This is a genomic window from Mesorhizobium sp. INR15 (assembly GCF_015500075.1).
Taxonomy (GTDB): Bacteria; Pseudomonadota; Alphaproteobacteria; order Rhizobiales; family Rhizobiaceae; genus Mesorhizobium.
Genome location: NZ_CP045496.1, coordinates 971,692 through 983,927 on the forward strand (window position 1 = coordinate 971,692; position 12,236 = coordinate 983,927).

Below are 12,236 nucleotides of genomic sequence, written 5' to 3' on the forward strand. Positions count from 1 at the left end.
ATACTAAAGTCTTTCAAATTCAGCGTGTAGAAGCCCTAGCGTTTCAACTACCCAGCTTCTTATGGACTCTAAGCCAAGCGGCCCGTGCGCAATGTCCAAATCCACCCATGGTCTCATTCCACTCGCCAAATGTAATCTACTAAGTTGGAACCAAGGTGGCGAAGATGGTTTGGAGGGTGCAGGCTCACCGAATTCGCGCGGCGGAGCCGTCTCTTCGAGAAGTTGCCTTGCCGATATATAATCGACATCCTGCTGTAGTGCCTCGGCCACGTCGATTTGCCAGTGAGGATGGCCGGCGTTCTCTGGACGAAAAAACCAACCGTCTGAACTCTGTACAAGGCCTGTCCACTCGGCGCGCAGCACTTGCTCAAATGCTTCTATTCCAACTAGCGTGAAATAAGCTGTCAAATCGGCCGAAGAAAACGCCAATCTCCTCGAACTCGTATTACGAGTCCAAACTTCCCGGTAACCGATCCAAGCCTCCCAATCCTTCCCTATCATCCGAAAGGGAACAACAGCGATGGGTTCGCCTCGGAGTCTGCCGGCGCGTCGAACTTCTCGTCCTACAAAACTTACAATGTATTTGTCTTCTACGGCACTAGCCACAAGCTGCGAAGCGGAAGCACGGGCAGCTATCTTGGTCTTTACGTCACTGGTGAGCCGAGTCCAATGCGGCCCCAATTGTCCGTGAGACGCCGTGAAAGGCTCAGGCATCGTCCATTTCCACAAGAGCTGCGACCAACTCGGCCCCCCAAGCTTGCGCAGCCAACTTGTCGGCCCGATAGAGCCATGAGTTGGAAACGACATCATCGGCATCCAACATAGACGCCAACTGATCAATAAGGCCTATGTGCTGAACAGAGCTTAAATCTGGAAGTGGTATTTTGCGTGTGAAGCGCGCACTCAGGTTAGATTGCCCCCCAGCAACTTGGTCTGAATAGACTTTCAACAGGCGTGAGAACGCTCGCGTATTAAACAGAGCACAATATCCCTTCATCAGCGATTTGTGCGCGAAGTTGCCATGGCTGCGATCTGTACCTTTTCTGAACCAAGCATACCCATGAAGCGGCACGAAGTTCGCGCTCTCATCAAAAACAAAGTCACCAATTGAACCAAAATATTTGGTAATGATTCGAGATTCGCCTCTCTGAACCCATTTGTAGTATCGTGAAAGTGCCCACCAAGGCTTGCCGTCGGATCCGACGCCCGATCTTTTTTCGAGATCTTCTCTGTGGGGTAAGAGATAATCGCCGAAATAATTTGGAACATGGGCTTGGAGTTCGGCCTCATCCTTGAATGCCAAGCCAGAACTTGTGTAGGGAAAGAACACAAAATACTTCTCATACGCTCTAGCGTTTAGTATCGAATCACGGAATGTACCCGGCCGGAAAAATTTACGCTCTTTGGTAGGAAGTTCCAGTCGTTGTGCAGCGCTCAAAATAAAAACATCGTTCTTACCGGTTAATAGACCTTGTCGTACGTCGAAAAGGTCCTCAACGACCGGGATGCCAAGCTCTTCCAGCCTTCGTAGAGCGGTCTCAACAGGCGCGGGAAGAACTTTCCACCCATCAGATTTCGCGAACGTGCGTTGATCTAATGGAGAAATCCGCCAAGCGTCCCCGCTAAACCCCGCGATTAGGGGGCCGTTAAGCTTGCGCAGCGCGCGTAACGCCTCACCTGTTGCCTTTGCTTTATTGCCGGATCGTAGAGCAATGCCGTTCTGCTGGAAGTCGCCCGAAACAAGAATAATTGCCGCAACCGACACTAGCGCATGAACAAACAGACCATACTCACCAAACGATCCAAGAAAAGCCAACCGAGATTGGTCGAGAAGCTCTGTCCTCCATTGTCTGCCTGATTCTAGAGTGAGGATACTTGATGGAAGGAGGCTTGCAACAACGCCGCCCTTACTGATCGCACTAAGGGCCTGAGTAACAAACACCATAGAAATATCTGGTCGAAAATTGCTAGTTGATCCTAAAAGCTCAGAAACCTTCGTTTTCTGCAGATCCGACATCATTGGCCATGCCAAAAACGGCGGGTTCATAAGAATTAGATCAGCGGGAGGTATCGCCCCGGCCTCCAGTGAATCGGCGGTTTGAACGTCGATTTCTATTCCGCCTTCTGGCGCCCAGTCGGAACGCGTCGCATGAAGGGCGAACCTAGCCATTTGAACAGCCGCAGGCGAAAGATCGCGACCTATCAGCCTTAACCGGCCTTTGTAACCTAGCCGTCGTAGCGCCCTAGCCGTTTCGGTTAGGAAGACTCCCGATCCGCATGCAGGATCGCAGACCGTTAACAGCTTCCGACCTGCTACATCGGAAAGTGCCGTAAGGGCTTGCTCAACAATGGTCCGCGCTAGTGAGGGTGGCGTGAAATGGTGCGCGCCTCGTGAAACTTGTTTTGATGCGCTGCTGGGTTGATAACCGAAGAGGTCTGACTGAGCTGAGCTTTGAAACGCAAAATGGGCCTCTTGGAATATAGCACTCGCAGCATGCCTTACGGCCAACGACACCGACAGGTCGAGAGCGGTCAGGGCCTCAATTTGGCTTTTGAAGCCAACCTCTAATCGTTCTCGGCGAGCGTTGTTAATTACCTGCACCAAAGCGTTAGGGTCACGGGCATTCGCCCATTGCGTTAGAAAGTCTTGGTGCGCTTGTCCTTGGCCTCGTTCGGACGCTACAAAGGTCGCCAAGATATCCAAGTATTCAGATACTGAAGCTTCGTCAGGAGCTCCGGCAGCTTCAACTTCGCCGCGCACTGACCTAAAGAGATCGACAAGAGTCGTGACCACATCGCGACGGCCCGAGTATTTGGGTGTCGATAAAAAGTCGTAAAAAGCGTCCAGCTTGTTGGTTACACTCTTAAGGCTAAAGCGATCGTTGCCGTGTGGATTATCCCACCGCGTTACAAGCACCTCATCGGGCATCAGCGTCACGTGATTTGGCATCGACGCCGACCACGCCCATGACGCTATCATCTTGGGATCGAGTCGGGCCGGCGATTGCGAAAGAATGAAGCTCCCATTTCCTCCGTCAAGCAGGGCGGCGTGCAGATTGGGCCGCTCTATCTCGCCGGCTTCAAATAAAGGAGAGCACGCTAGGCCGAAGCGGCGGCCCCAATCCACTGAAATTGAATCGGTCATCGTTTTACCAACATTGGAGGAAGCAATGGGAGTTGCTTCTCCCTTGAGCTTGATTGCATCCCCCGAGAAATCGCATCCAAATGCTCATCGAGCCTAAGAGCTAAACAAGCATCAAGCGATACCGAGGGCTTGGTAGCAACGGTCATCCTACGACCGTCATAAACGGCGTATTGCCCGTAAAGGGAGTGGAATGAGACATCGTTCAAATGTTCACGCCACACGGACAGCACTGGTCCCCAATGTGTCACTGTTCCACCAAAGCGTCGGTGCAGATCAGCCAAAAGACGCAGCGCTACCAATGTTCGCCAACTGAACAGAGCATTGTGTCCTCGCCCTTGAGGCAACACATCAGGGGGTAGCAGATTTCTCCGAAGGCACCATTCCTTCAACTGGTTTTCTGTCACCCCGGTGATCACAGAAGCTTGCGTAGCTTGAACATACGACATGATGAATGGTAGCATACCCCTTCTAAAGGGCCAAGGCACTCTTCTGCTGGTGCCGGCAAACGTACAAGAGTGTTGCCCTTTTGCACTGGGATAGTTCCCCCATTTAGCTCTTTGGGCCATGATCCATCTGCACAGCCTATTGTCACAACATAACTTCTGGAGAACCTGGGGGGCAGATGGTCACTGCCGAGTTTTTAGGGGGAAATTTCAAATGCGCACCAATCTTCTGGACTCCACCGCCGCAATCGGCCTCGCCATCGGCGGCATCTTCGGCCTTGCCGGCACCTTCGTCGCCAGCGCTCCGCTGCGCGAATCCCTATGGGCGATCGACGGCGTCGCGCTCGTGGTGGCGACGGCTTTGCTCACCATGAAATACCAGCGGCTGGGCAATGATTGCGTCGCGGCCGGGTTTTTGACCTTCCTTGCCGGCGAAAGCCTGCTGCTGGCCGGCAATGCGGCGGGGCTTGAGGCCAGCGTGCCCTCCTATGTCGGCGGCATCTCGCTTTGGGCGGCGGCGCTGATCATGGTCAGCATGCCCTCCACTTTTGCGCTGTGGATGCGGCTCACCGCTTTCGTGGCCGCCGCGCTGTTCATCGTGTCGGTGGGTATGGTGCTGTGGGGGGCGCCCTTGCTGCCGACCTCGTCGCCCCTGCCCGCCGCTGGCTATCCGTTCCTGGTGCTGACTTTCGTGGGCTGGATCTGGACGTTGGTGAAGCCGGCGCGGTGACGCGTGCTTCCCTTCTCCCCCTGTGGGAGAAGGTGGATCGGCGCGAAGCGCCGAGACGGTTGAGGGGTGTTCCAGCTGAGTGAGGCGCTGGTGTTTTCTGGAGCACCCCTCATCCGTCGCCTTTGGCGACACCTTCTCCCACAAGGGGAGAAGGGAAGAGAGCGCTGCACCCTCTCGACTTGGCTCCTCCTTTCCGCTTCACTCCCGCCCCATGTCCACCCCCGTCGAAATCCGCAACAGCGCGTCCAGCAACACCTTCGCGATCATCGCGCCCTTCATCGGCGCGGCGGTGGCCGGGGTGCTGCTGCTGCGGGGCTTGTCGTCGGGCGGGTCGCGCGGGCCGGTGTTCTTGCTGGGATTGTTCGCGGTCGGCTGCGTTGGCTGGGGGCTGTTCAAGGCGAGCAGCGGGTTCGATGGTGGCGTTCAGGTGACGCTGGATGCCAAGGGGTTCCGCGACAAGCGCGGCGGCGATGTGCTCGTGCCCTGGGACACGGTGCGCAGCGCCGGGATCGTTCATGGCAACCATGGCGGGCCGACGCTGGTGAATTTCGAGCTGACCGGGGAACTGCCCGAGGCGATCAAATATTCCAACGCCAATGCGCTGAACCTGATGCTGCCGGGCGGCGGGCATAGCGTGCATATGGAGATGTCGTCCCTGGATATTTCCGAAGGGGACATGATGGCGGCGATACGGAGGTTGGCGCCTGACGTGAAGGTGGGGCGGTAGGGGGCACTTTGCAGGCCGTTGATGCATTTCCCACGCCTCAAATTCCAAGCGTTGGCGCTGCCCCTCACCTGCCTGCCGGCATCCTCTCCCCGTATAGGGACGGGGAGAGGGGTGCTGTCTTCGCCGCCTTCACCAATTGCCAGCGTTGCAGGGATGACGCCGCGTTACGGCCAGCGACTTTCTCCCCGTCCCTATACGGGGAGAAATGCCCGGCAGGGCAATGAGGGGCGGCGCGGCGCCTGTTGGAGGAGTCTCCACCGCCGTTTGGTTTCGCGGAGGCGTCCCCCGATCCGTCCCGGCTTCGTCGAGCCACCGTGCCGGGGCGAGCCGCATGTCTCGCCCGTCCTTCGGACCCCCACTTCCATGGGGGCGAGGAACCCAGGATGCGAAGGCTCAGCTTTCAATCCAAACCTTCTCAAAATGCTGCTCCAGCGCCTGGTGCTGTTCGCAACCGTGTACGCCTTTGCGGTAGGTGCGGTAGACCGAGCGCCAGTAGGGTTGGATGATGATGCCGCTGTCGCGCAGGGTCTGTTCGATCTTGGCCATGATCTCCTTGCGCGCCTTGGCGTCTGGCGTGGCCAGCGCCTTGTCGAGCAAGGTGTCGAACTCCGGATTGGCGTAGGCGCTCTCGTTCCAGGCGGCGCCGGATTTATAGGCCAGCGCCAGCACCTGGACGCCGAGCGGCCGGCCGAGCCACTCGGTGCAGGAGAAGGGGTATTTGCTCCAGTCGTTCCAGAAGGTCGCCGCCGGCAGCACGGTGCGCTTGATCTTGAGGCCGGCCTCGCGCATCTGCGCTGATATCGCGTCGCCGGTGTTCTTCTGCCATTCGACATCGACGGAGATCAGCTCGAATTCATGGTCTGATTTGCCGGCCTCCGCGAGCAGTTTCTTGGCCGCGTCCACGTCGCGTTTGGCCGGGCCGATATCGGCATATTCGGGATGCATGGGGCCGACATGGTGGTTGTCGGCAGGTTTTCCGCGCCCGTCGAGGCCGAGCTTCAGCACCGCCGAATTGTCGACGGCGAGCTGCACCGCGCGGCGCACCTTGACGTCGCCATAGGGCGCGTTGGCGACATTGAAGCGGGCGACGATGGTGGAGCCGGTGGCGATCTCGGAATTTTGCAGCCCCATCTTGTCGGTCTGCGACACCGCGTCGGAGGCGGTTTCGTGGTCAGTGTCGATCTCGCCGGATTCGAAGGCCGACAGCATGGCGTTGGGGTCGGAGCCGTAGTCGACCCAGGAAATGCCGTCGAGATGGAAGTCGCCCTTCCACCACGGCTTGTCCTTGCGCTTCACCTGCGCGCCCGTCTCGGCATCCCACTTGACCAGTTCGCAGGGGCCGGTGGTGATGGCCAGCGCCTTCATGGGGTCGCCGTCGCCCTCGTAGGAGCGGTGCATGATCAGCGCGGGATAATCGGCCATGCCGGCGATCAGCGAAATGTCGGGTTTCGGCAAGTTCAGCTTGATGGTGAAGTCGTCGACCTTCTGGATGCCGCCGTCGACGACCTTCTTGGTGTCGGCATTGACCAGCGCGCCCATGCGCGCGGCGACCGAGTTGCCGGCCACCGATGCGTCGCACCAGCGGGTGAGGTTGTGGATGACATCATCGGCGTTGAAGACATCGCCGTTCGACCAGGAAATGCCCTTGCGTACATGCAGCGTCAGGGTTTTCGCGTCGTCGCTCGGCTCCCAGCTTTCGAGCAGCCAGGGCTCGAAGGAGAAGTCGGTGTTCCAGCGCACCAGATATTCGTTGCAGTGGCGCGCGATGTTGGACATTTCGACGCCGTCGAAGGTGCGCGGGTCCTTGAAGCCCTTGACGTTCATGGCAACGCGCAAGGTGCCGCCGCGCTTCGGTTCCTCGGCGCGGGCAGGGCTGGACGTGAGCCCGCCCAGCGCCAGCGCGCCGGCGGCACTTACGCCGAAGCCGGCCATCATGGCGAGATATTCGCGGCGGTTGAGGCCGCCCTTCCTGAAATCGTCGGCAATCGGCTTGGCTTGCGGATGCAATTTTCTGTCGGTCAGCATGAATTTCATCGTCGTTCCCTCTTTGTTGGGCGCCCCGGCGGATCGGTTTGAACGAGGGGCGGATGCGACCGCCGGAGCGCCATTGCCTGAGGGGTGATGATAGGGTGGGGTGACGCGGGGGAGTGTTCGGGAATCCGCAGTTCTTGTGCGCTGCTCCGCAGGCAACGGCGCGGAGCTAGTCTCCCCCCTTGAGGGGGAGATGCCCGGCAGGGCAGAGGGGGTCGCCCGGCGTAGAGCGCCGGCGTCATCTTTTTGAAGGTAGGACGTCGCGTCCCGTCGGGCCGACCCCCTCTGTCGCCTTCGGCGACATCTCCCCCTCAAGGGGGGAGATTAGAGCCGCGCTGTCAGCGCCCTCAATACGGCCACTCACCCCGGCCCAGCGCCGCGACCGCCGAGACAATCCCCGCGAACGCCTCCGCCGCCCTTGGCACCGTGGTGCGGGCGCGCAGGAAGCTGTGCACGAGGCGTGGTTCCTCGCGCCAGAACGCCTGGCCGCCGGCGCCAACAATACGGTCGCGGTAGGCCGCGCCGTCCGACGACAGCGGGTCGCATTCAGCCGTGATGATCACCGTTGGCGGCAAGGCGGAGAAATCGCCGGCGCGCAGCGGGGCGAATGTCGGGTCGTCTGGTGATTGCTGCTTGGCCGAGCGGACATCGCGATAGAAAGCGATGTCGTGCACCGACAGCAGCGGCGCGTCTGCGTGCTCGATATAAGAACCGGCGCGCTCATTCCCGCCAAGTTCAGGCCCGCCAAGTTCAGGATAGATCAGCAACTGGCCGATCGCGGTGCGCGGATGCCGGCGTGTTGCCCGCGCTACCGCCGCCGCCAGGTTGCCGCCGGCGCTTTCGCCGCACAGCACGAGCGGCAGGTCCGACATCGCCGCCGCCCATTCGAAGGCCGTCACCGCATCGTCGAAGGCGGCGGGGTGCGGATGCTCCGGCGCCAGCCGATAATCGACCGACAGAACATCGAAACCGGTGCCGTCGCAGAGTTCGGCGCAGATGTCGTCATGGCTGTCGAGGTTGCCGAGGATGAAGCCGCCGCCGTGGAAGTAGAGCACCATGGCGCGCGCGGCCTTGCCCGCCGGCTGGTAGTGCCGCACCGGAATGCCATGGCTTTGCGCGGCGATCAGGCCGTCGCTGGCCCTGACGCCTGGCGGGCGGCCAGGATGAAAGGCGCGGCACATCTTGTCATAGACCGCGCGCTGTCTGTCGATCGGCAGGCCGGTGATCTCGGGCGGATACCAGGCGTTGACCGCGTCGATATAGGCCCACAGGGCGGGGTCGAGCAGCGTTTCGTATTTGCCCCGGCTCATCGCTGCCATCCGGGATCAGAGGTCGGCGTAGAGGCTGGCCGCGTTGTCGAAGGTGAAGCGCAGCGGCACCGAGCCTTCGACCTGCCAGACGCTGACCGTCTCCCCGGCCAGCAACCGGCAGGCGCCGCCGGTGTCGGTGACCGCGCCGCCATAGAGCCGGTTGGCGAGGTTGAGAATGCCGGTCTGGTGCATGGCGGCGCTGCCGCTGCCGCAGGCATCCTTGACCAGCAGCACGCGAAAGCCCTTGGCCACGGCGTCCTTCACCGAGGCATCGATGCAGGCCTCTGTCCACACGCCCGACATGACCAGCCATTCGATGCCGGCGGATTTCAGGTCGCGGGCGGCCGCACCGGTGCGGAAGGCGCTGGCCTCGGCCTTGACCAGCAGCGCCTCGCCCTTGGACGGCGCCACCTCGTGACAGATCTCCGTCAGCGGATCGCTCTTGTCGGAGAAGGCCGACTTGCCGTCGTCACCGACCGGATGAAACGGCCGGTCCTGCTTGTCGAGATCGACGATATAAGCCCAGTGGTAAAGCGGCACATGGTTCCCGCGCGCCGCCGCCTGCAGGCGCTGCACGTTGGCGAGGATTTTTTCGAAACCCTCGACGAGGTAGCGCCTGTCCTGCCGGTGCTCCTCCTGCAGGTCGATGAAGACGGCAGCCACGGTGCCACGCTTGATGGAAATGGGGGTTTTCATGCGGAAGGTTTTCCGGCCAACGCCGTTTCTCTCCGGGTGCTAGCGCAAGCCGTGGTGATTGGCCGAGGCGTCTCCAACGTCGTCATCCCAGGGCGAAGCAGCCGCGCAGCGGCGTCGCGGAGACCCTGGGATCCATGCCGTGACCTCGATCGGCTAGTGCCGCGGAGCAGAACTTGTACCGTTGCGGCGCACTGATGTCGCGGCATGGATCCTAGGGTCTGCGCCGCGTCGCTGCGCTCCTTGCTCCGCCCTAGGATGACGAAGCGATGGGCGGTTGCGCCCATCGTCAACGAGCACGGACCCACCATCAAAACTGTCTCTCCAGAAACTCATCCTCATAGGGAAAGCGCGACAGCAGTTCGGTGCCGGTCTCGGTGATCAGGATTTCGTCCTCCAGCTTGACGCCCTCGCGACCGCCCTTCTCGCCGATATAGCTTTCCACGCTCACCACCATGCCGGGCACGATATGGCCATCGCGGCCATAAGTCTCGTAGTCCATGGCGTGCGCGATGAACGGCGTCTCGCCATGCATGCCGACGCCGTGCATGACCGAAGTGTAGCGCTGGTCGACGAAGCGGTCAGGGATCTTCCACGCCTTTTCGGCGATCTCGCGGAAGGCCATGCCGGGCCTGACGATGGAGATGTTGTGCTGAACCTGGTCATGCGCCATGCGGTAGAGCGACTTCTGGTAGTCGGTCGGCTTGCCCGGCCCGCAGCGGAAGGTGCGGGAGAAGTCGGAATAATAACCGTAGCAGCCGATCGTGTCGGTATCGAGCGCCAAAAGTTCGCCGGGCCGGATCTTGCGGCCGCTGGCCTCGCTGAACCACGGGTTGGTGCGCTGGCCGGATGTGAGCAGCCGTGTCTCGATGAACTCGCCACCCTGGCGGATGACTTCGCCATACATGATGGCGAACAGGTCGTTTTCGGAGACGCCGGGCTTGATCGCCTCGCGCACCGCGTAGACGGCGGCCTCGGCGCCGGCCATCGACACCTGCAGGCATTTGACTTCCTCCGGCGTCTTCACCGCGCGCACCGCCAGGATTTCGCCCTGGCAATCCCTGACATCGCAGCCGCGCTTTTCCAGGGCCAGCGCCTGCAGATGGCTGCAGCGGTCTAGCCCGAGCTTCATCGAGCCGCCGCCATGTTTCTTCAGGAGTTCAGCGATCTCGTCGGCGAAGGGACCGGCGGTTTCATCATCGCGGCCCGAGACCGACGACCAGACGAGCTTGGAAGGACGCGCCTCGTCGATCGTGTCCAGCACCATGGAGACATGGTAGCTCTGCGGATACTCGAACAGCACGATCGGGCCATCGGTCGGGATGAAGAAATAGCGGGTCGAGTTGCGCAGGAAGTAACCGAACATGTTGCGCGAGCCGGTGGCGTAGCGCTGGTTGTAGGGGTCGAACAAAACGATGCCGCCATAGCCGGCGTCGCGCATCCAGCCGCGCAATTTGGCCAGCCGGCCCTTGCGCAGCGCGTCGGCATCGATGAAGGACGGCTCGGTGTCGGACAGCCACATGCCGCCAGCCGGATCGGCAGCAGCGGGGTGGCGCATGCGATCCCTGAAGTCGACATCCTCGGTGCTGTCCGGTTCGAAAACGACGATGCTCATGGGGTGCTGGGTCCTGATGCGTTGCAGGATCTGACCATGGCGTATGTCGCGAAGGGGGATTGTGCGGAAAACCGCGACCGTTGTGCGGGATGCCGCTGGCGAGCGCCTTCGTCATCCTAGGGCGGAGCAAGGAGCAAAGCGACGCGGCGCAGACCCTGGGATCCATGCCGTGACGTCTGTGACACGCGAAAGCGGCTCAGAACGAAAGCCCTCAAACAGTTGCGACCAGTTGGCATGTTCTGCACCGCCGCATTCTTCGGCCGGTGTCGCGGCATGGATCCTAGGGTCTGCGCTCCGCTTCGCGGAGCTCCGCCCTAGGATGACGAAGACGCGCGCTGTCCCGCCAGCCTGCGAAAGATCCTAATGCCTTCGCGCCATCTTCGGCGGATGGCCGTGTTCCTCGCGGAAAGCCCGGGCGAAGCTCGACATCGAGGCAAAGCCGCAGGCCAGCGCCACGTCGCGCACGGCGAGCGTCGAATGCGCCAGCAGATCGGCGGCGCGCTTCAGCCTGAGCCGGCGGTAATAGCCGTTGGGCGAGATGGCGAGTTCAGAGCGGAAAGTGCGCTCGAGCTTGTCGGAGGAGACGCCGAGTTTCTGGGTCAGCTCGGCCATGCCGAGCCGTTCCTCCACCGCGTCTTCCATGATGGCGATGGCCGACAGGACCAGCTCGTTGCGCACACCGGTGCGCAGGCGCAGCGGCATCAGCTTGCGGTCGACGCTGGAGCGTAGCTGGCTGTGCACGAACCATTCGGCGACGCCGGCAGCGAGTTCGGCGCCATAGTCGCGGGTGATGATTTCCAGCATCATGTCGAGGCTGCCGACGCCGCCAGCGGAGGTGAAGCGCTTGCGGTCGATGACATAGAGGTCGCGCCTCAGCTCGATGGCCGGGAAGGCTTCGGTGAAGGCGGCCTGGCTGGTCCAGTGCAAGGTGCAGGCATGGCCGTCGAGCAGGCCGGCGCGGGCGAGGAAGAAAGCGGCGTCCGCCACCGCGCCGATATGAGCGCCATTGCGCAGGCTGCGGCGGATCCAGCTCGCGGCGTCCTCGGCGACGAGATGATCGGCATCGCCGCCCGAGCAGACGACGATGCGGTCGACCTTCGGCGCGTCCTCGGCGAAAAAGCCCGGCTGGATGACGACGCCGTTGGACGCCTCGATCGCGCCTCTGGTGCCGCCGACGATGATCCAGCGGTAGCATTCCCGCTTCGCCAGCACATTGGCGGCGCGCAACGGCTCGATGACGGAGCTGAACGCCATCATCGGAAAGCCGGGGAAGACCAGCACCGCGAAGGTGAGCGGCGCCTCGGTGGTTTTGGGTGGGTCGCGCGTTGCCATGTCGTCCGGAGCCGGAAGGATCGGACGCTACAATTCAGGCAGAAGGGGTTTGGGGTCAATTGGGATTGGAATTTGTTCCCGAGGCGTTGGCGCCGCCCCTCATTGTCCTGCCGGACATTTCTCCCCGTGTAGTGACGGGGAGAAAGGGGCAGCTGCACCCTCGGCGCCTGTTCCGCAGCGTTGACGATTGGCGAAGTCATCGGCGACAGC

General features: G+C 61.2%; 8 protein-coding genes. 2 read left to right on the forward strand and 6 right to left on the reverse strand.

What is annotated here, in order from left to right; translation table 11 throughout:
- Window positions 1-706: 706 nt before the first annotated feature.
- Window positions 707-3,145 (reverse strand): N-6 DNA methylase, encoded by a 2,439-nt coding sequence (locus GA829_RS04570; RefSeq protein WP_195177372.1) that lies wholly within the window; start codon window positions 3,143-3,145, stop codon window positions 707-709.
- A 657-nt stretch (window positions 3,146-3,802) separates the two neighbouring features.
- On the opposite strand from GA829_RS04570, the gene GA829_RS04575 reads away from it, so the two are divergent.
- Window positions 3,803-4,318 (forward strand): hypothetical protein, encoded by a 516-nt coding sequence (locus GA829_RS04575; RefSeq protein WP_195177373.1) that lies wholly within the window; start codon window positions 3,803-3,805, stop codon window positions 4,316-4,318.
- A 211-nt stretch (window positions 4,319-4,529) separates the two neighbouring features.
- Window positions 4,530-5,045 (forward strand): hypothetical protein, encoded by a 516-nt coding sequence (locus GA829_RS04580; protein ID WP_195177374.1) that lies wholly within the window; start codon window positions 4,530-4,532, stop codon window positions 5,043-5,045.
- A gap of 393 nt (window positions 5,046-5,438) precedes the next feature.
- On the opposite strand, the gene GA829_RS04585 is transcribed toward GA829_RS04580, so the two are convergent.
- The 5 genes from GA829_RS04585 to GA829_RS04605 all read right to left on the reverse strand — a co-directional run bounded on the left by GA829_RS04585 (window position 5,439) and on the right by GA829_RS04605 (window position 12,026).
- Window positions 5,439-7,079, reverse strand: coding sequence for an ABC transporter substrate-binding protein (locus tag GA829_RS04585; RefSeq protein ID WP_195177375.1), 1,641 nt, complete (start codon window positions 7,077-7,079; stop codon window positions 5,439-5,441).
- A gap of 344 nt (window positions 7,080-7,423) precedes the next feature.
- Window positions 7,424-8,386 carry an alpha/beta hydrolase gene (locus GA829_RS04590; RefSeq protein WP_195177376.1) on the reverse strand — a complete coding sequence of 321 codons (963 nt, stop codon included), beginning with the start codon at window positions 8,384-8,386 and terminating at the stop codon, window positions 7,424-7,426.
- A 15-nt stretch (window positions 8,387-8,401) separates the two neighbouring features.
- Window positions 8,402-9,082, reverse strand: coding sequence for an isochorismatase family protein (locus GA829_RS04595; RefSeq protein ID WP_195177377.1), 681 nt, complete (start codon window positions 9,080-9,082; stop codon window positions 8,402-8,404).
- 307 nt (window positions 9,083-9,389) lie between these two features.
- Window positions 9,390-10,694 (reverse strand): M24 family metallopeptidase, encoded by a 1,305-nt coding sequence (locus GA829_RS04600; RefSeq protein WP_195177378.1) that lies wholly within the window; start codon window positions 10,692-10,694, stop codon window positions 9,390-9,392.
- Between the two features lie 360 nt (window positions 10,695-11,054).
- Window positions 11,055-12,026 carry a GlxA family transcriptional regulator gene (locus GA829_RS04605; RefSeq protein ID WP_195177379.1) on the reverse strand — a complete coding sequence of 324 codons (972 nt, stop codon included), beginning with the start codon at window positions 12,024-12,026 and terminating at the stop codon, window positions 11,055-11,057.
- Window positions 12,027-12,236 lie beyond the last annotated feature (210 nt).